Below are 19,354 nucleotides of genomic sequence, written 5' to 3' on the forward strand. Positions count from 1 at the left end.
AATTATAAACCTCATTAATTCTGGATTAAAACCACACCCCTATTCCAAAATTCAGTACATTCTGAAGATCACTACCATCCAATTTATTGGATTTAAACTGATAATCCCCTTTCAATACCACTCCAGGAGCTAAATGATAGGTAAGGCCTGTAGTTACATCAGTTTTATTATAGGCATCGTTCCTTATCAATGCACCCGCTGTATCGGAATGGGTATCATATTTTTCGTATCTGGCAAAAGCGAACAGTTTTTGCTCATTACCAGCTGGCAAAAGATTGTAGGCCCCTTCTACGTACCAACCTTGCAAAGCACTACCCAAGTTTCCACCTGTCAAGGCGTTGTAATCTTCGGTATCGGAAAGGGAAGCATATATAAATTGCCCCCTAGCGGTAAAATTACCTAAGGCGTATCTTGCATCCAAGCCAACCATTGATATTCCAATGTTTGACCCTGTAAGTTCCTCTACATCATCGGCAGCCTGAGTTTTTCCAAAATATCCAGAAAGTCCCAAACGCAGGCCGGGGACCCCATAATAATCCAATTTGGTAGAGAGGGTTGGAGTATCGATGGTAGATTTGATTCCTTTTTGTCTTCCTCCCCTTAATCCACTGGAACCTTGCAAAAATCCATTGATTCCGCCTTCGCCGTCAGCTTCGGTAGATTTAAATCCGTTGAATATATACGCTTGGTAACCCAAGGATAGGTCGTTCACCCTCCCGAAAACACCAACTCCCAATTCCCTCCAAGTGGTAGGAACTATAACATTGTCCATAGCCGGACGCTCGGTACCATTAAAAGTTGTGGGTTCGTGGTATTCGTTGACTATGCCCATGGGCACCAACATTAAACCACCCCTAAGATTAACGCTATTTCCAAGGTTATAGTTAACAAAAGCCTGTTCAACATATACTTCCTCAACATGTTCAAATTCTATTTCCGTAACAAATTGGGCCCTATCATTAAATCTATATCCCAAAAGCAGCACCAACCTTTGTACATCTATCTCTCCATTATCACCTTCAGGTTGATTGTAAAGCATTTCACCATAAGCACCAACAGTAACGGCCGAAGCATAATTACCGGAAAGCAAACGTTGGGCAGCATTTAATTGTTTTTGAGGATCCAAGGTAATGGAGTCGTTCGCGGTCTGTGCAAATACTCCAGTTGCCAAGAGTAAACCACCTAGTAGTGCAATTCTTTTCATTATAAAATTGTTCTTATTTAGATTGGATAAATATAAATTTCGGGTACAAATATAATGGCAAGAACCAAACTGACAAACTTAATTTAAACTAAATCTAAATAAATATTGAATTTTAACACATTTCAGAAACTAGTGTTAGGAGCATTGTTATGAGCAGAAAAAAGAGCTCCTAATTCCATTGGAATGCAAAGTATTCACAAGGTCCGGAACCTATATTCTTAATGGCATGGGGAACATTGGAGGGAAGAAAGTATAAATCCCCTTCCTGGGCCCTAAAAACGCCATTACCAATTTCCATCTCGGTTTGTCCACTGATTACCAGAACTACCTCCGTAGCATAGTGGGTATGGGGCTCATGACTTTTAATACCCGACTTCAAGGTAGTTACGTGCATCTCATAATAAGGACACATGGCCGTTGAACGATGGAAGAAATTCCGAATACCACCCTTATCGTGTTCTTTAAATTTCAACTCCTCAAAATTAATTAGGGTAGACCCACCGCTCTTCCTAGCTCTCCTTACATCCATGTTACCTTTGGACTTATAGATCATCGTGTAATAAGTACTGCTCGGTGACAAACTTTTTACAAAAGCATTGTCCCCCGGCATGATCACAATTACACTGTTTTTTCCTAGGGCTTCTGTTCTACTATTGACTTTCACCTGAACGTCGCCTTCCTTTATGATCAAGATCTGTTCCTGATTGGAATTAAAAAGATTTCGACCATCCGATGAATTTGAAAGCTGCACCGTCTTTAATTCCATTTTATCAAAATGCATGGTTTCACCTTGGATCATAACCGAATCGGCAAGTGTTCCTGGAAAGCGATATACATTGGATTCAATTCTTTTGGGAACAACATCACTCCATAACCAAGACAATGATTCAGGCAAAATAGCACCTCCATGGAGTCCGTTATGGCCACCCGAACCTTTTTCCAACTTAAAGTCGTACCCTTTATATTTCAATGCCGATTCCATCTGTAAATTCGCCAACCACCAATCCCCATATTGATTATTGAGATCATTGCTACCATCCTGCAAAAAAACCTTAATATCCTTGTGGTCTTGCTTTCTTATCATAGAAGGATAATTGTGTCCGCCCCTAATGTCCGTGAAACTTCCTATGTGGCTCAATACTTTATGAAACGCCTCAGGGTAGAACCATGCAGCTGAAAACGCACATATTCCTCCAGAGGACATTCCCGCAATTGCCCTAAGTTTTGGATCTTCGGAAATGTTAAAACTTTTTTTAATTTCAGGTATCATCTCCTCCAGAAGAAATTTCCCATAGGTATCCGAGACGGTGTCATACTCCAGACTTCTATTTGATGATTTCCAAGGATTATCTACTTTGCCAGCATCCAAGTCATGGCCAGGATTTATAAACAGGCCAATAGTTACGGGCATTTCTCCTTGTGCTATAAGATTATCAAAAACGATGGGCACCTTAAATTGACCCTGAACGTCAACATAGGCATGCCCATCCTGAAATACCATTAAAGCGCTAGCATCGGCAGGGTTGTATTGACTTGGAACATACAGGTAGTAATCCCTTATGGTATTAGGGTAAATTTTGCTTTTCCATTGATGCTTGCTCACCTTCCCTTGAGGTATCCCCTCATAGCTGTCTGAATTAGGCCCTGTCATATACGACTCTTGAGAAGAACCTCTGGACGGACATGCCACTATTAAAACAAATAGCACATATAAACTACTGCAGGTAATTAGCCTCTGAAAAATTTTCATTTTTTGATATTTGGTTCTTATTAAATAACAATATAAGAATTTAAATATAGGTAAACTAACTGGGGGCAAGCCTGAAAGGCATTGAAAGGAAACATATTTTAGATTTCGACGCCCGCCTGAACGGCATGGTCAGGAAACCGATGGAGCATTCAAATCTCGATTATCGAGTAAATTGAGGTTTTCAGAACTTTAATCCACAAAAATTGTCATTAAAATTTCCTTGGGTGTTTCGCGTTTCAAGAGATTAAATCAATACTTGGAAAACAGGTCGCTAGCCTTGTTGAAAGCCGCCTCAAAAGCCATCCAATTAACATGGGTGTCGGCCTTGACCGCCGTAAAATAGGAAAGCATTTTTTCTGTGGGCATATTTCCAGTGAGCTCATCCTTTGCCATAGGACATCCACCAAAACCTTGCACCGCCCCATCAAATCTGCGACAGCCGGCATTATATGCAGCATCCACCTTTTCATGCCATTTAGAGGGCGTAGTATGCAAATGGGCGCCGAATTCAATTTCAGGGAACTTTGGGATCAGGTTGGAAAATAGATAGCGGATCACCTCCGGGGTCGAAGAACCCACCGTATCGGATAGTGATAATATTTTGACTCCCATTCCGGCCAGCTTTTCGGTCCATTCACCCACTACCTCAACACTCCAGGGATCCCCATATGGATTACCGAACCCCATGGAGATATAAGTGACCACTTCCTTCCCAGAATCTCCTGCAATTCTCAGAATCTCTTCCAAAGTATCTACGGATTGAGCAATTGTCTTGTGGGTATTCCGCATTTGAAAGTTTTCGGATATTGAAAAGGGATAGCCTAAATAATCGATAGATTGGTGTTCGGAGGCATCCGTTGCCCCCCTCACATTAGCTACAATGGCCAATAACTTACTTGTAGTCTTGGTCAGATCCAATTGGGAAAGAACCTCTGCCGTATCCACCATTTGCGGAATTGCCCTAGGCGAAACAAAGCTCCCAAAATCTATAGTATCAAAACCACAATTCAATAGGGATTGAATGTACTTTACCTTTTTTTCAGTGGGAATAAACGTCTTGATACCTTGCATGGCATCTCTTGGACATTCTATTATTTTAACGGTATTGGACATTCCCCTGCTTAAGCTTTTCCAAAATTAATATTATTTATCAGATAACAACAGATAAACAGCAATACCCACAAAAACTATAATCTGAAGCCATTTTAAAATTTTCCCTAACTGTCCATGCTCCCTTATATATTTTGAAATGGTTCCCGAAAGGATGGCTATTGCACTAAAAATAATAAAGGAGACCAATATAAATATACCCGCAAGCACATAGAACTGAACAACAATGTTAATAGAATTGCTAAACAAAAACCCAGGAAAGAAAGCCAAGAAGAAAATGGTCACCTTTGGGTTAAGTACATTCATTATAAATCCTTGCTTATACAAGGCACCCAAGGATTTCTTACTCACACCGCTATTGGATATTTCAAGATGATCATTACTTCTAAAAACTTTGTAGGCCAAATAAAAGAGATAAACCGCGCCAAATAATTTTATAACAAAGAACAGGTTGGGGTTTTGTTTAATCAAGGCGGAAACGCCAAAAGCCAGCAAGGTTGCGTGCACCAAACAGCCTGTCATTAGGCCGGCAACAGTAGCTATTCCAAACTTCTTACCATTCGTAATACTTTGGATCAGCACAAAAATATTGTCTGGCCCAGGAGAAATGGCCAAAGCAGCTGTTGCCAATATGAATGTCAATAATATATCGTAATTCAAGTCTTGTTATTTGAATAATGTACAAAGGTCTGAATTTACCGATTAATTGTCATCTTTTCCATAAATAAGTCTTAAGAAATATGTTCCCAACAAACTGCCTATATTCAACTTTTTTATATCTTCAACAAAAATTAAATTATGAAACCAGTTTTTTACACCCTTAGCCTATTGGCAGCAATATTATTGATGAGTTTTAACATCCCGAACACGACTAATTTGAAAGAGGATATAAGTATGGAAAATTCCAAAAAGCAGGACAGTGTATTGCGTCATGTAGTACTTTTTAAATTTAAGGCCAATACCTCCAAAGAGGACATTGCAAAAGTAGAGGCCGCCTTTACCGCCCTACCTTCTAAAATACCTCAGATAGTAGGTTATGAATGGGGCCTAAACAATAGCCCGGAGGGCTTAGATAAAGGGTTTACACATTGTTTTTTCCTGACCTTCCACAGTGAGGCAGATAGGGCCATTTATCTACCACATCCAGACCATAAGGCTTTTGGAGCAGTTTTGACCCCGCATTTGGAAGACGTCACCGTGGTGGATTATTGGACCAAATAATTAAAGACTTTTAAGGATAAAAATTAGCGTCCTACCAAAAAAAGGGTTGACCCAATGATGGTCAACCCTTTTCTTATTCCGTGAAGTATAAGCGATACAGTCTACCCCTCTCAGCCGTTAGTCTTATTAATAATGGCCTTATTGATTCTCTTTATAAGTGCAGGGCCTTCATAAATAAACCCAGTGTATAATTGGACCAGATCCGCTCCAGCCTCCAACTTTTCAAGTGCATCTTCTGCCGAATGAATTCCACCCACACCGATAATGGGAAATGCCTTATTGCTTTTTTGGGACAAAAACCGGATTACTTCGGTACTTCTTTTGGTAAGAGGCCTGCCACTTAAACCACCCGTTTCTTCTTGTAAAAGCACATCGGATTTTAAATTATCGCGAGCAATAGTCGTATTAGTGGCAATGACCCCATCAATGTCAGTATCTTTTACAATACCTATTATATCCAATAACTGCTCATTCGTTAAATCCGGAGCAATTTTCAAGAGAACAGGCTTTTCCTTCTTATTCTTAGCTTTGGCCAATTTGGTATTTTCCTTTTTTAACTCCACTAATAAAGCGGTCAAAGGTTTTCTATCCTGAAGTTCCCTCAGGCCAGGTGTATTTGGTGAGCTTACATTTACTACAAAATAATCTACATGGTCGAACAGGGCATCAAAACAGATTAAATAATCCTTTGCCGCCAGTTCGTTGGGCGTCACCTTGTTCTTACCAATGTTGCCACCGATAAGCACCCTATGCTGTTTCTTCAGATTTTCAACGGCATCGAACACCCCCTTATTGTTAAACCCCATTCTATTGACGATGGCCTGATCTTTCCTTAGACGAAATAAGCGTTTTTTGGGATTTCCGTCTTGAGGTTTGGGAGTTAAAGTACCTATTTCAATAAATCCAAATCCAAAATCGGATAGTTCATTATACAACTTGGCATCCTTGTCAAACCCTGCTGCCAATCCCACTGGGTTTTTAAATTTCAATCCAAATAATTCACGCTCCAATCGAGGGTCGTTTACCGAATATATGGTCCTGAAAATCCCAGCAAATCCTATACCGGACAATAAACGAATAGCTCTAAAAGTAAAATGGTGAACTTTTTCTGGATCGAATTGAAAAAAGATCGGGCGGATAAGCTGTTTGTACATGAAAATTATTTTCCGCAAAAATACAAACTAGCCGAGGTAAACTGTCCTAAACCCCCGCTTTTTATTAACATTTGCCAAGAACTTATTCCGGTACAACCACTAAAGGTCGCCGCTCTACTTCCTGACAAAGTGTAACATACCTTTGATATTGCTTTTCATTAAAAAGCGCCAAAAGTTTAAGGTCGTATTTCTTAAAGACCTGCTTCATCCTTTCCTCCAGAACCTTATACTTCCCCCCCAGTGCCGCTAAATCCTCAGGAGTACTTTGAGGGTGATTTTCAAAAAGATTTTTCCGTTCTTCATCCAATAGCCGGGTTTCAATTTCCAGAGCTGCCTTAAACTCCTCCAGATTGGTTATCTGCGCTTCTTTCAATTGAAATATTTGTATAATGGTATCCGATTCCGTGGCGCCAATGCCCAAACTACATTCTTGCTGAGCTTCTGCGGATATCCAAAATCCGACAACGAAAATCAAGGAGAAAAAAACTTTTTTACACATAGGTTTTTGTGCTGTTTAAAGTACAAATATAAAGGAATAATACAACCACTTACGCTTCACCGAAAGTTATCTTTCCAAATTAATCCATTAATAGTACTATAAAATTTATGCTGAACCTCAGGTTCACGGGCTACTCCACATTACTCCCCAAGACAAGGCTGACAAGCCTAGGCATTACAGTTGCCACAACAGGCCCAAATAAAAAATAATAAACTGTATTTTTGATTAAAATTTAGTTTTATGCAACACATTATAGACCGGTTTATAAGTTACATTACCATAGATACTCAAAGCGACCCCAATTCCACAAGCACGCCAAGTACTGAAAAGCAATGGACACTTGCCCATAAATTGGTGGAGGAACTTAATCAAATTGGAATGCAAGATGTCACTATCGATGACAAAGCGTACATTATGGCGACTTTACCCAGCAATATGGAGAAGCAAGTGCCAACAATTGGATTTATTTCACATTTTGATACTTCCCCTGATTTCACCGCTACCAATGTGAAGCCCCAAATAATCAAAAATTATGATGGCGGCGATATTGTCCTGAACAAAGCGGAAAATATAATACTATCTCCCAGTTATTTTGATGACCTATTGCAGTACAAGGGCAATACCCTTATCACTACAGATGGTACCACTTTATTGGGTGCCGATGATAAAGCCGGAATCGCCGAGATTGTAACCGCCATGGAATATTTAATTAAAAACCCTGCAATTAAACACGGTAAAATTAGGGTAGGCTTTACACCAGATGAAGAGATTGGCCGTGGCGCACACCATTTTGATGTGGCCACTTTTGGGGCCGATTGGGCCTATACCATGGATGGCAGCCAAATTGGGGAGTTGGAATATGAAAACTTCAATGCTGCCGGGGCAAAAATTACCATTAAAGGAAAAAGTGTTCATCCTGGCTATGCCAAAGGAAAAATGGTAAATGCCATTTTGATCGCAAACAGTTTTATTTCCCAATTACCAGGTCATGAAGTGCCTCAAAAAACTACTAGACGGGAAGGTTTCTTTCACGTCCACCATATTAAAGGAGAAATCGAGCTTGCCGAAATTGAACTGATCATACGGGACCACGACCTGAAAAAATTTGAACAGCGGAAGGAACTTTTACAATATATCACGGAAAATTTGAATGCCGAATACGGGGATTATGTCCATCTCGATATCAAAGACCAATATTTTAATATGCGCGAAAAAATTGAACCCGTAATGCATATTGTTGAAATTGCCAAAGAGGCTATGGAGAGCTTGGACATTACCCCAGTCATTAAACCAATAAGAGGTGGTACCGATGGTTCACAATTGAGTTATATGGGATTGCCATGCCCAAATATTTTTGCGGGCGGACACAATTTTCATGGAAAATATGAGTATGTCCCTGTTGAAAGTATGCAGAAAGCCGTTGATGTTATCGTGAAAATTTGCGAACTTACCGCTAAAAGATAGATCAAGAAATTGTATGTCCATTTAATGGTAATAATTTTCATTTCATTTGTAAAGTAAAATGAATACTCAAGAAAAAATAGAAGCCTATTTCGCAAAAGAACAGCCCTTTAAGGAAGGGATTGGACGCTTACGGGAATTGGCCCGTAAAACCCAATTTGTTGAAACTTATAAATGGGGTATCCCTGTCTATACCATAGACAATAAGAACGTGCTGGGCATTTTGGCCTTTAAACATCATTTTGGTATTTGGTTCTATAATGGCGTCTTTTTAAAAGACCCGAAAAAAGTACTGGAAAATGCCCAGGAAGGTAAAACAAAGGCTATGAGACATTGGAAATTCAATACTAATGAAGGTATTGATGAAGCCGCAGTTCTGTCCTATTTCCAAGAAGCCATTAGTAACCAAAAGAAGGGTCTTACTCTTGTCCCTGAAAAAAACAAGCCCATCTTAATGCCTCCCTTGTTAAAAAAAGCACTTGGCGAAAATCCTGCCATTAAACGGAAATATGAAAGTTTAACCCCCTATAAGCAAAGGGAATATTGTGAATATATTTCTCAGGCCAAACAGGAAAAGACTAAACTATCTAGACTGGAGAAATGTACATCCTTGTTGGAAAAAGGTTTGGGGTTGCACGATAAATATAGGAAAGGGTAGGTCGTAGTCAGTAGTCAGTAGTCAGAAAATTAATTAGAATTGAATATTCCAACTATACCCTAATGAATAACGATTTATTTAGTGGTATTTTCCAATACGATAATGGATGGTCCTTCTGATAGCCATTTTTGGCCCAGACCAGTGGTATCCCCTAACGGCAGAAAGTAGACAAAAGACCCCAAGGCCAGATCAATATCGCCATCGGCATCCATGTCCTCTGCATCCATCACTATCCATCGACCGTTGATCGACTCAGGAAAGGAATAATCTTCAAATTTCATATTGCCCTTATTTTCCAGATACACAAAACTTTCTTCAGGAGAGCTCATGTAATCAGGAAAAAATGAAATTGCCGCAATATCTAGATCTCCGTCCAAGTCATAATCTCTTGGCATTGCTTTATAAGCCCCGTTCAATTGGTAAAAAAAAGATTGCTCAAAGTTTAACTCCCCGTCATTCAGAAATACATAAATGCCGTGGTAGTCCTTTAGTATTGGTGTCTTGTCCGCATTATCCCCACATACATATAGGATATCATCAAACCCGTCATTGTTAAAATCTACCAACTCCATATACTGGGAACCATTAAGTGGCAAAAAAGAAAGCAATCTTCTAATCGAAAAAGTACCATCACCCTTATTTTGATAGTAGAAAACACCTTCATCCCCTTGAGCCATAAGTACAAAAATATCTTGAAGGCCATCCCCATTGACATCCTTTATAACTGCAGTAATGGCGCCTGATCGATTATCCAATGTCCTCAAGGTGTATTTATCCCCCCCTCTATTCTCGTACCAAACCAATTTACCGGTTTCATTACCGTATTCACAGGCAACTACGTCCTCCAATCCGTCATTATTTAAATCCCCATAAGCCATGTTTACCGGTCTTTGTAAATTGGGAATTACCTCCTTGGAAGTGTATGATCCCGTAGTACCCTTGGCAAATAATTTTTGTATGGCTCCATCAGATACATCATTGGGAAAAATATTTTTACCTGTGGTTGTCAAATAGATGGTATCGTAGTTTTCGTAATAGTGGATGGGTGCTGTCCTAAGCCCTAGAACAAAATCCTTTTCAAGGTCCTTGGTAAGGAAAGTCAGGCTATTTATATTTCGTTTACTATCCGCATATATCACTCCCCTATTGTTTGGAAGTATTTTAACCATAGTGGTTAGGGACGGAGTGTGGGAAAAGACAGATTCTCTATATTTAAAATGCTTGAGGCCCATTCTAATTTTGTTGGCTCGTTTAGGAGGTAAAATGGTATCCGGGGAGTTGCTTACATAGTAATCCACTATTCTATCCCAATCTTCTTTGGCCAAAAGAGGACTCTCAGGAAAGATATTGGCTTTTTTAACCACTTCCCCACTCCTACCCGCATCAAACAAGCTATCCGGCCTTATATTTCCTTTATAGATTCCCAAGCGATGTCCCATTGCTGGCAGTACATCGTTTTTCCAACTGGACTTTGGCAACAATTCCGGTTTAACAAATAAATGACAACTGGAACAATGAATTTGAGCCAATTGGTTACCTGGTAGTTTAGTGGCCGGTATTTCCTTGTATTCCATTTCTTTTAATTCCTTTTTTTTTCCGGAGCAGGAGTTTAGCACTAGAATAAGCCCACATAATGGAAGTAAAGGTTTCAAAAAATATCTGATATTGATAGTCAACTCCATTTACAAAATTTAAGGGAAAAGTCCGCTTGTCGAACTGGTCCAGCCCACAATAATTCAATCCAATGCCAAAACTATAGCGATAAATATTTAATCAAATATAATTTTATTCTTTGTTTAAAATCGATTGAAGAAGATATTAGCAGTTTTTTCAGTTGTTGGAGGCTTCCAAAACAAGTAACTTTAACCATTATTTTTCTTTAGGAAATTAGCTCTTAGAATATATTATATCAAAACCGCTGGGACAACAATTGATAAATGACAAAAGGATTTAGCGTTGATAGAGTTTGATAAAATAATTAAAAGAATAAGAAATAACAGCAGATGAAAAATACCATTTCACATAGAGTAGCCGATTTTTTGAAAAACTTTCCGCCCTTTAATGTCTTGGCCCAAAAAGACCTTGAAACCCTTTCAGAAGAAATTACCATTGTCTATAAGGAAAGGGATAGTATCGTATTTGCCGAAAATGATGCACCCCATCCATATTTCTACGTTGTCAACAAGGGTGCTGTTGCCCTTAAAAGAGGATCGGATAAGGGTATTATGGACATGTGTGACGAGGGGGATATTTTCGGGCTTAGACCTTTAATGGCACAAGAAAATTATAAAATGAGTGCAAAGGCACATGAAGAAAGTATCCTATATGCCATTCCTATCGACATTTTTAAACCCTATGCCCGAAAAAATATAGCCGTTGGCAATTTCTTGATCGAAAGTTTCGCCTCTAATACAAGAAATCCTTATTCGAAAAGTCATCGGGGCAAATTATATGACGAGGTACCGGAAATAAATCCTGTTGCACCCGATGCGCAAGTACTGGATTTACAATCGGTACAGTACTCCAAACAACTAGTGACCTGTTCCCCATCCAGTTCGGCCAAAACAATCGCCACAAAAATGACCGAAAAAAATGTTGGTGCCATGCTGGTAGTCAAGGATAAGATGCCTATCGGTATCATCACGGACAAAGACCTCCGGAACAATATTGTTACCGGAAAATATCCCATAACTACCAAAGCCAAGGAAATTATGGTTTCCCCAGTTATAACCTATAGCAAAAATCTGACTATAACGCAGGCACAGATGGCTATGATGAAAAGTAACATCAGCCATTTATGCATCACTAAGGACGGTACGCCCAACTCCAAGGCTATAGGAATACTTTCCAAACATGATGTTATGGTAGCTTTGGGAAATAACCCGGCAGTATTGATCAAGGCCATAAATAGGGCCAAGAAAATAAAATCGATAAAACAAATTAGAAAAAGTATAACGCATCTCCTACAGGACTATTTGGATCAAAATATCCCCATTAAATTGACTACCAAAATAATATCCGAACTTAACGATGCCTGTGTTAAACAGATTATTAAACTATCCTTGGAGGAAATGCCAACAAAGCCTCCAGTAAGATTTGCATGGCTGGCTCTTGGTAGCCAAGGACGGAGCGAACAACTCCTTCAGACCGATCAGGACAATGCCATGATCTTTGAAAATGTTCCTGAGGAAAAGCTTGTAGAAACAACCTCCTATTTTTTGGAGTTGTCCAAACTTATAAACAAAGGCTTGTTTGATATTGGATATGAATATTGCCCTGCGGAAATGATGGCTTCCAACCCCAATTGGTGCTTAAGCCTGGATGAATGGAAAAAAACCATATCCCACTGGATAATAAATCCCGGGACAGATGAAGTTTTGCTATCCTCTATATTTTTTGATTATAACATTACCTATGGTGATGTAAATTTGGTGAACGAATTGTCCGAACACATTTTTGAAACCATTAAAAAATATCCCATCTTCTATTTACACTTGGCGAGTGGGGCCCTTCAAAACCCATCCCCAACTGGCTTTTTTAGGCAACTGTTGGTTGAGGAAGACGGGGAACATAAAGATTCCTTCGATCTAAAAAGGCGGGCATTAATGCCCTTGACCGATGCGGCAAGAGTACTGATTTTATCACATTCGGTTAAGTCTATCAATAGTACAGCAGAGCGATTTGAAAAACTGGCAGAGTTGGAACCCAATAACGAGGAAATCTTTATGGCCTGCTCCTATGCCACCAGGGCCCTTTTAAAGTTCAGGACAAAACAAGGTCTGCTCCACAATGATTCTGGGCGGTACATTGCCATAGACAAATTGACCAAGGAAGAAAGAATTAAACTGAAAAGAACTTTTAAGACCATAAAGGAAATTCAGGAATTGGTAAGTGTTAGATTCAAAGTTTCAAATTTGTTACGATGATAGATTTCTTTAAAAAAAAAGTACCCGACTATCCCGATTATTGGTTGGAATATGAGAATAGCTTTAAGAAAAAACCGATTGAGGACCTCAGCTTGGTAAGATTCGTGGTCTTAGATACGGAAACTACAGGTTTCGACTATTTAAACGACAGGATACTCTGTATTGGGGCACTAAGTTTGGTCGACAAAAATATTGCACTCAACCAAAGCCTGGAACTTTTTTTGAAACAGGAGCATTACAATGCGGAAACCGCAAAAATTCATGGTATCCTAAAAAATGGTGGGGCCTCCTGTATAAGTGAAAGTGCTGCCATGGAAGAATTATTGGGATTCTTAAATAATGCCATAATTGTAGCTCACCATGCCATTTTTGACATTACAATGATCAACAGGGCGTTGGAAAGGAACGGCCTTCCAAGGTTAAAGAATAAAGTATTGGACACTTCACATCTTTACAAAAAAACGCTATTGACTTCCAATGTGTTCAAAAAGAAAGAGCATTATTCCTTGGACGAATTGGCCGAGAAGTATGATATCTCCAAAAAGGATAGGCACACCGCCTTAGGAGATGCCTACATTACTGCCATTGCATTCCTAAAAATCAGGAATCGATTGAAGGGCAAGGGACAACTACGATTAAAAGACCTTTTAAAAATGGGGTAACTATTTTAAGGACGACAGGTAGCCCAAAACATTTTTCTCAATTCTGGACTGTATATCCGAAATGTCGCCCTTAATAAATTTTTCTCCGGTAATATTTTCGTATAGTTCAATATACCTTTCAGAGACGGTCTGGATATAATCATCGGTCATTTCAGGTACAACCTGCCCTTTTAAACCTTGGAAGTTATTGCTTATCAACCATTGGCGAACGAATTCCTTGGACAATTGCTTCTGGGCCTCTCCCCTATTTTGTCGTTCCCCATAGCCTTCGGCATAAAAATAACGGGAAGAATCAGGGGTATGGATTTCATCTATAAGTACAATTTTTCCATCCTTGGTTTTCCCAAATTCGTATTTGGTGTCCACTAAGATCAATCCTCTCTTGGCGGCAATTTCCGTTCCTCTTTGAAAGAGTGCCTTGGTGTACTTTTCAAGAACCAGATAATCTTCCCCGCTAACTATTCCCCTTTCCAAAATGGCTTCCCTGGATATATCCTCATCATGGTCTCCCATTTCGGCCTTGGTAGCAGGGGTAATTATAGGAGTGGGAAACTTGTCGTTTTCTGACATCCCGTGGGGCATGGGAACACCACATAACATTCTTTTACCTGCCTTGTATTCCCGTGCGGCGTGCCCAGATAAATAACCTCTGATCACCATTTCCACTTTAAACGGCTCACAGGCAAACCCGACGGCAACATTGGGATCTGGGGTAGCCATTAACCAATTGGGGACTATATCGGCCGTATCGGCCATCATCTTGGTAGCGATCTGATTAAGTATTTGACCTTTATAGGGAATTCCCTTGGGCATAACCACGTCAAAAGCCGAAAGCCTATCCGTAGCCACCATCACCAAAATATTATTTTCAAGATGATATACTTCCCTAACCTTTCCTTTATACAAACTTTGTTGTCCCGGAAAGTTAAAATTTGTATCAATTATTGTATTACCCATGCTCCTACTATCAATTGTTATGCTCTATTCCCTTATAAGCCTCTATAACCTTTTTAACCAATTTGTGCCTAATCACATCCTTATCGTCCAAATAAATAACCTCTATCCCTTCAACATTCTGAAGCACCAATAAGGCCTCTTTTAATCCTGAAATCAAACGTCTTGGCAAATCAATTTGCCCCGGATCGCCATTAATTAAAAATTTGGCATTTTTCCCCATCCTTGTCAGGAACATTTTCATCTGGGCATGGGTGGTATTTTGGGCCTCATCCAAAATTACAAAGGCATTATCCAAAGTCCTACCGCGCATAAAGGCCATAGGAGCAATCTGTATAGTGCCATTTTCTATATAATGGGCCAATTTTTCCGGCGCTATCATGTCACGCAATGCGTCGTACAAAGGCTGCATATACGGATCCAACTTTTCCTTAAGATCTCCTGGCAAAAATCCCAAATTTTCACCGGCCTCTACAGCTGGTCTGGTCAATATAATTCGTTTAACCTGTTTTTCCTTTAAAGCCTTTACGGCCAATGCCACCCCTGTATATGTTTTTCCGGTTCCAGCCGGACCAACGGCAAATACCATGTCATTGTTCCTAGCGGCATCTACCAGTCTTCGCTGATTAACGGTCTGAGCCTTTATAAGCCTACCGCTGACGCCATGGACCAAAACTTCACCACTTATCTCCGAAGACTCTAACACTTCCTGTCCATTGCTTGCCAAGAGGCGCTCAATGCTGTTTTCATCCAACTTATTATACTTGGCGTAATGGGCGGTAAGCAGATCGAACCTTCTGTCAAATTCGTCCAATAAGTCTTCGTCGCCGTAGACCTTAATTTTGTTGCCCCTAGCAACAATTTTTAGCTTGGGAAAGTGTTTTTTCAGTAAATCTATGTTCTCATTGTTCTGTCCAAAAAATTCCCTTGGGCTGATGTCTGTAAGTTCTATTATAAGTTCGTTCAAAGAAGAGAGGTGTTATTAGGATTAGATATGAAATATATATTTTGGTTCGCTAATTTTTTGTGTAATTTTGTTTAACAAACTTAAGTAAAAAAACAACTTACCGAACCAAAAACATATCAACAGTCCTATATGGCTATAATTACTTTAACTACTGATTTTGGACATAAAGACCATTTTGTAGGCGCCATAAAAGGGACAATTTACAAGGAATTGTCAGATGCGAAAATTGTTGATATTTCACATTCCATTGCGCCTTTCAATATTCAGGAATGCGCCTACATCCTCAAAAATTCATATAAAAATTTTCCTGATGGCAGTATCCATATCGTAGGTGTGGACTCTGAATTAACACCAGAAAACCAACATATTGCCGTATTGGTGGACAACCACTATTTTATAATGGCCAACAATGGGGTCATAGGGCTTATAATTTCTGAAATAGTGCCGGAAAAAGTGGTAGAAATTCAATTGCCAAATAGCATTGACAGTTCGTTTCCGGAAATGGATGTTTTCGTGAAGGCCGCAAGCCATATTGCCCGTGGAGGAAAATTGGAAGTTATAGGAAGACCGTTTAAAGACCTGAAAGACCTAAGGGAATTCAACCCAAGAATTTCAGAGGACCAGAAGACCATATCAGGAAGTGTCATTTATATAGATAACTACGGTAATGTGGTGACGAACATTCAACAAAACACCTTTAAATCTATTGGTAAAGGCAGACCTTTTGAACTGCATGCCCGAAATAAAAAAATACGGGAAATCCATAAAAAATATAGCGACATTATTAACTACAGCCTAGACAAAAGTCAACGTAAATCCCCTGGTGAATTGCTTGCGCTCTTTAATTCTTCAGGCTATATAGAAATCGCTATTTATAAGAGCGACCTAAATACTGTTGGTGGCGCCTCTACCCTGTTGGGACTCGACTATAGGGATACCGTAATTATTAATTTTACTTAAAGGCAATGAACAAATGTTGGTAAGAATTGTAAAATTAACCTTTAAAAAGGAAAATATTGCTAGTTTTGAAGCCATCTTTGAAAACAATAAAAAGAAAATCCGACAGGTAGAAGGCTGCACCTTTTTAGAACTGTTACAGAGCAAGGAAGATAAGAATGTATTTTTTACTTACAGCTACTGGAATAGCGCCTCTGATCTGGAAAACTATAGAAATTCGGAATTTTTCAAGAAGGTTTGGGGGAAGACCAAACTATTATTCGAAGAAAAACCAGAAGCTTGGAGCTTGGTAAAGAAGGAAACGATTAACTAAAATACATGATTGCCATATTTAAAAGAGAAATACAATCATTTTTCACCTCTCCTATAGGATATCTCGTTATAGGATTATTTTTGGTACTCAACGGACTGTTTCTTTGGGTATTTAAAGGGCCATTTAATATATTTGAATACGGTTTTGCCGATCTAGGCAATTTCTTTCTTCTTGCCCCTTGGGTATTTCTTTTTTTGATTCCCGCCATTACTATGAAAAGTTTTTCGGAGGAAAAAAAATTAGGCACTCTAGAGCTTCTATTTATTAAACCCATTTCACTTTGGAAAACGGTTTTAGGAAAATTTCTTGGAACCTTCTGTCTGGCCTTGATAGCCATATTGCCTACTCTTCTTTATGTGTATACCATTTCCCACCTGGGTGTCACCATTGGAAATTTGGATATGGGTATGGTAGTGGGCTCATATTTTGGGCTCCTTTTTTTAATTGCCACTTATACCGCCATTGGATTATACGCCTCTACCCTATCAGAAAACCAAATAGTGGCCTTTATAATTGGTATGTTGCTCTGTTTTATTATGTTGTTCGGATTTGAAAGTCTGGCCACGATATTGCCCACGGGCCCTATGATACTTTTTGTGGAACAAATAGGAATGAAGGCCCATTTTGAAAGTATAGCCAGAGGTGTCTTGGATACCAGGGACATTATATATTTCACAAGTCTCACCATATTTTTTCTCTACCTGACCATTGATCAACTAAAAAATCAAAATAGATAATGAAGAAAAGTTTGTTGTCTATTATTAAGGCTGTTGTACTATTGCTGATCGTAAATATTTTGGCCAGTTATTTCTATGCAAGAATAGATTTGACCGAAGACAATAGGTATACCCTTTCCAATGCTGCATTAAATTCTGTTGGGGAGTTTAGCGCCCCGGTAATAATCGATATACTGCTGGATGGAAATCTTCCTCCCGAATTCATAAAACTGAAAGTGGAAACCCGGCAGTTATTGGAGGAATTTGCCGCGGAAAACAAGAGTATAAAGTTCAACTTTGTAAACCCACTTGAAGGAGCTTCACAAATTGATGGCGTTATCACAGATTTACAGGCCCTGGGCCTTACACCCACCAATGTTACCGTTGAACAGAATGGAAAAGTTTCCCAAGAGATTATTTTTCCATGGGCCATGGTCAATTACAACAACAGTACCGTTAAGGTACCCCTGTTAAAAAATAAACTTGGAGCCACTACGGAAGAGCGAGTAAACAATTCCGTTCAACATTTGGAATATGCCTTTGCAGATGCTTTTACCAAATTGAACATTAAGGAAAAGAAGAAAATAGCCATTATTAAAGGTAATGGAGAGTTGGGAGATATTTTCATGGCAGATTATCTGACCACCATAAAGGATTATTACAACATTGGTGCCATTACCTTGGACTCGGTATCAACCAATCCAGAAAAGGTCCTGGAACAACTGAAAGACTTTGATCTTGCCCTCATTGCAAAGCCTACAGAAGCCTTTACCGACGAGGAGAAATTTATCTTGGATCAATATATTACGGGGGGAGGCAAATCACTTTGGCTAATAGATCAGGTGGCGATGGAATTGGACAGCCTTTTCAACGAAGATGGTACCGCTATGGCATTGCCACGCAATCTTAACCTGAACGATTTTTTCTTTAAATATGGAGTTAGGCTAAATGCAGATCTGGTAAACGACCTTTATTTCACTCAAATAGTTTTGGCGACCGGAGAGGGTAACAGTTCTCAGTACAACCCTGTTCCTTGGTACTACAACCCTATGGTATTTTCCAAAAACGACCATCCCATCAACAACAATTTGGAAGCGGTCAGGTTCCAGTTCACAGGTAGTATGGATACCCTGGCCAGTGATTATGGAAAACATGTTCTACTTAGTAGCTCGCCCTTATCCAAAACCGAAGGAGTGCCCAAACCAATACAGTTGGACATCATAAATGCCCCACCGGACAAAGACATATATAATGATGGGAATAAGATATTGGGGGTATTGATCGAAGGTGACTTTAAATCTACCTTCTTGAACCGGGTAAAACCAATTAAGCTCAATAACATAGTGGATCAAGGCCCCGAGAACAAAATGATAGTGCTCTCTGATGGCGATCTAATAAGAAACCAGATCCGAAATGGCAGACCCTTGGAATTGGGTTATGATAAATGGACAAACAACTTTTTTGGCAACAAAGAATTTCTCATAAATTGCCTTAATTACCTATTGGACGATACTGGACTTATAAACATTCGGAACAAGAAAGTAACCATCCCTTTCTTGGATGAGGAAAAAATTAATGACCAAAAATCCAAATGGCAGTTGATTAATATTGGCCTACCCCTATGTTTGACCTTTATTTTTGGATTCCTAATTCACGCTGTTAGAAAGAAAAAATATGGGGTATAAGTGTTGATAAGTTTGTTTCCTTAAAAAGGACATTTAAAATATCTTTGTTTTGACTGTGATTCAAGGAATATTGCGGATTCAAACAGATATTCAAACACTGTTTTAGGTTGTACAATA

At 39.3% G+C, this 19,354-nt stretch carries 18 protein-coding genes; 9 read left to right on the forward strand and 9 right to left on the reverse strand.

The window, feature by feature from the left end; all coding sequences use genetic code 11:
- Positions 1-25: 25 nt before the first annotated feature.
- From MWU84_RS12415 to MWU84_RS12430, 4 genes are all read right to left on the reverse strand, one after another.
- Positions 26-1,204 carry a hypothetical protein gene (locus tag MWU84_RS12415; RefSeq protein ID WP_246901803.1) on the reverse strand — a complete coding sequence of 393 codons (1,179 nt, stop codon included), beginning with the start codon at positions 1,202-1,204 and terminating at the stop codon, positions 26-28.
- Between the two features lie 169 nt (positions 1,205-1,373).
- Entirely contained in the window at positions 1,374-2,954 is a 1,581-nt protein-coding gene (locus tag MWU84_RS12420; protein ID WP_246901804.1) for a cupin domain-containing protein, read from the reverse strand.
- Between the two features lie 249 nt (positions 2,955-3,203).
- On the reverse strand, positions 3,204-4,067 hold the full coding sequence (locus MWU84_RS12425) for a hydroxymethylglutaryl-CoA lyase (protein WP_246901805.1): 864 nt from the start codon (positions 4,065-4,067) through the stop codon (positions 3,204-3,206).
- A gap of 30 nt (positions 4,068-4,097) precedes the next feature.
- Entirely contained in the window at positions 4,098-4,724 is a 627-nt protein-coding gene (locus MWU84_RS12430; RefSeq protein WP_246901806.1) for a LysE family translocator, read from the reverse strand.
- A gap of 138 nt (positions 4,725-4,862) precedes the next feature.
- On the opposite strand from MWU84_RS12430, the gene MWU84_RS12435 reads away from it, so the two are divergent.
- Complete coding sequence (locus MWU84_RS12435; protein WP_246901807.1) at positions 4,863-5,285, forward strand: Dabb family protein; 423 nt, start codon at positions 4,863-4,865, stop codon at positions 5,283-5,285.
- 110 nt (positions 5,286-5,395) lie between these two features.
- On the opposite strand, the gene MWU84_RS12440 is transcribed toward MWU84_RS12435, so the two are convergent.
- On the reverse strand, positions 5,396-6,439 hold the full coding sequence (locus MWU84_RS12440; RefSeq protein ID WP_246901808.1) for a quinone-dependent dihydroorotate dehydrogenase: 1,044 nt from the start codon (positions 6,437-6,439) through the stop codon (positions 5,396-5,398).
- Positions 6,440-6,521: 82 nt separating this feature from the next.
- Positions 6,522-6,938, reverse strand: coding sequence for a hypothetical protein (locus MWU84_RS12445; RefSeq protein WP_246901809.1), 417 nt, complete (start codon positions 6,936-6,938; stop codon positions 6,522-6,524).
- 240 nt (positions 6,939-7,178) lie between these two features.
- Between MWU84_RS12445 and pepT the strand changes: the two genes are divergently transcribed.
- On the forward strand, positions 7,179-8,402 hold the full coding sequence (pepT, locus tag MWU84_RS12450; RefSeq protein ID WP_246901810.1) for a peptidase T: 1,224 nt from the start codon (positions 7,179-7,181) through the stop codon (positions 8,400-8,402).
- A gap of 58 nt (positions 8,403-8,460) precedes the next feature.
- Positions 8,461-9,057, forward strand: coding sequence for a DUF1801 domain-containing protein (locus tag MWU84_RS12455; protein ID WP_246901811.1), 597 nt, complete (start codon positions 8,461-8,463; stop codon positions 9,055-9,057).
- 74 nt (positions 9,058-9,131) lie between these two features.
- Here MWU84_RS12455 and MWU84_RS12460 read toward each other — a convergent pair whose 3' ends face one another.
- Positions 9,132-10,739 (reverse strand): VCBS repeat-containing protein, encoded by a 1,608-nt coding sequence (locus tag MWU84_RS12460; protein WP_246901812.1) that lies wholly within the window; start codon positions 10,737-10,739, stop codon positions 9,132-9,134.
- Positions 10,740-11,060: 321 nt separating this feature from the next.
- Here MWU84_RS12460 and MWU84_RS12465 point away from each other — a divergent pair, with 321 nt between their 5' ends.
- Both MWU84_RS12465 and MWU84_RS12470 read left to right on the forward strand, forming a co-directional pair.
- Complete coding sequence (locus MWU84_RS12465) at positions 11,061-12,983, forward strand: DUF294 nucleotidyltransferase-like domain-containing protein (RefSeq protein ID WP_246901813.1); 1,923 nt, start codon at positions 11,061-11,063, stop codon at positions 12,981-12,983.
- Complete coding sequence (locus MWU84_RS12470; RefSeq protein WP_246901814.1) at positions 12,980-13,645, forward strand: 3'-5' exonuclease; 666 nt, start codon at positions 12,980-12,982, stop codon at positions 13,643-13,645. The genes MWU84_RS12465 and MWU84_RS12470 overlap by 4 nt, the downstream gene beginning before the upstream one ends.
- Here the strand turns inward: MWU84_RS12470 and MWU84_RS12475 are convergent, their stop codons facing one another.
- Complete coding sequence (locus tag MWU84_RS12475) at positions 13,646-14,602, reverse strand: phosphoribosylaminoimidazolesuccinocarboxamide synthase (protein ID WP_246901815.1); 957 nt, start codon at positions 14,600-14,602, stop codon at positions 13,646-13,648. It lies immediately after the preceding gene.
- A 10-nt stretch (positions 14,603-14,612) separates the two neighbouring features.
- Positions 14,613-15,566 carry a PhoH family protein gene (locus MWU84_RS12480; protein WP_246901816.1) on the reverse strand — a complete coding sequence of 318 codons (954 nt, stop codon included), beginning with the start codon at positions 15,564-15,566 and terminating at the stop codon, positions 14,613-14,615.
- A gap of 129 nt (positions 15,567-15,695) precedes the next feature.
- Here MWU84_RS12480 and MWU84_RS12485 point away from each other — a divergent pair, with 129 nt between their 5' ends.
- Genes MWU84_RS12485 through gldG form a run of 4 tightly spaced genes read left to right on the forward strand, consistent with a single transcriptional unit; the run spans position 15,696 to position 19,237 of the window.
- Positions 15,696-16,526 carry an SAM-dependent chlorinase/fluorinase gene (locus MWU84_RS12485; RefSeq protein ID WP_246901817.1) on the forward strand — a complete coding sequence of 277 codons (831 nt, stop codon included), beginning with the start codon at positions 15,696-15,698 and terminating at the stop codon, positions 16,524-16,526.
- A gap of 13 nt (positions 16,527-16,539) precedes the next feature.
- Entirely contained in the window at positions 16,540-16,836 is a 297-nt protein-coding gene (locus tag MWU84_RS12490; protein ID WP_246901818.1) for an antibiotic biosynthesis monooxygenase family protein, read from the forward strand.
- Positions 16,837-16,841: 5 nt separating this feature from the next.
- Positions 16,842-17,573, forward strand: a complete 732-nt coding sequence (gldF, locus tag MWU84_RS12495; protein ID WP_246901819.1) for a gliding motility-associated ABC transporter permease subunit GldF — start codon at positions 16,842-16,844, stop codon at positions 17,571-17,573.
- Positions 17,573-19,237, forward strand: coding sequence for a gliding motility-associated ABC transporter substrate-binding protein GldG (gene gldG / locus MWU84_RS12500; RefSeq protein ID WP_246901820.1), 1,665 nt, complete (start codon positions 17,573-17,575; stop codon positions 19,235-19,237). The genes gldF and gldG overlap by 1 nt, the downstream gene beginning before the upstream one ends.
- The last annotated feature ends 117 nt before the right edge of the window (positions 19,238-19,354 follow it).

Source organism: Arenibacter sp. F20364, from assembly GCF_023015905.1.
Classification (GTDB): Bacteria; Bacteroidota; Bacteroidia; order Flavobacteriales; family Flavobacteriaceae; genus Arenibacter.

Excerpts from the sequence above, each read along its gene's own strand:
- MWU84_RS12475 (WP_246901815.1), bottom strand. The coding sequence starts at position 14,602 with ATGGGTAATACAATAATTGATACAAATTTTAACTTTCCGGGACAACAA.
- MWU84_RS12415 (WP_246901803.1), bottom strand. The coding sequence starts at position 1,204 with ATGAAAAGAATTGCACTACTAGGTGGTTTACTCTTGGCAACTGGAGTA.
- MWU84_RS12490 (WP_246901818.1), top strand. The coding sequence starts at position 16,540 with ATGTTGGTAAGAATTGTAAAATTAACCTTTAAAAAGGAAAATATTGCT.
- MWU84_RS12420 (WP_246901804.1), bottom strand. The coding sequence starts at position 2,954 with ATGAAAATTTTTCAGAGGCTAATTACCTGCAGTAGTTTATATGTGCTA.
- gldF (WP_246901819.1), top strand. The coding sequence starts at position 16,842 with ATGATTGCCATATTTAAAAGAGAAATACAATCATTTTTCACCTCTCCT.
- gldG (WP_246901820.1), top strand. The coding sequence starts at position 17,573 with ATGAAGAAAAGTTTGTTGTCTATTATTAAGGCTGTTGTACTATTGCTG.
- MWU84_RS12425 (WP_246901805.1), bottom strand. The coding sequence starts at position 4,067 with ATGTCCAATACCGTTAAAATAATAGAATGTCCAAGAGATGCCATGCAA.
- MWU84_RS12470 (WP_246901814.1), top strand. The coding sequence starts at position 12,980 with ATGATAGATTTCTTTAAAAAAAAAGTACCCGACTATCCCGATTATTGG.
- MWU84_RS12485 (WP_246901817.1), top strand. The coding sequence starts at position 15,696 with ATGGCTATAATTACTTTAACTACTGATTTTGGACATAAAGACCATTTT.
- pepT (WP_246901810.1), top strand. The coding sequence starts at position 7,179 with ATGCAACACATTATAGACCGGTTTATAAGTTACATTACCATAGATACT.
- MWU84_RS12465 (WP_246901813.1), top strand. The coding sequence starts at position 11,061 with ATGAAAAATACCATTTCACATAGAGTAGCCGATTTTTTGAAAAACTTT.
- MWU84_RS12460 (WP_246901812.1), bottom strand. The coding sequence starts at position 10,739 with ATGGAGTTGACTATCAATATCAGATATTTTTTGAAACCTTTACTTCCA.
- MWU84_RS12455 (WP_246901811.1), top strand. The coding sequence starts at position 8,461 with ATGAATACTCAAGAAAAAATAGAAGCCTATTTCGCAAAAGAACAGCCC.
- MWU84_RS12440 (WP_246901808.1), bottom strand. The coding sequence starts at position 6,439 with ATGTACAAACAGCTTATCCGCCCGATCTTTTTTCAATTCGATCCAGAA.
- MWU84_RS12435 (WP_246901807.1), top strand. The coding sequence starts at position 4,863 with ATGAAACCAGTTTTTTACACCCTTAGCCTATTGGCAGCAATATTATTG.
- MWU84_RS12445 (WP_246901809.1), bottom strand. The coding sequence starts at position 6,938 with ATGTGTAAAAAAGTTTTTTTCTCCTTGATTTTCGTTGTCGGATTTTGG.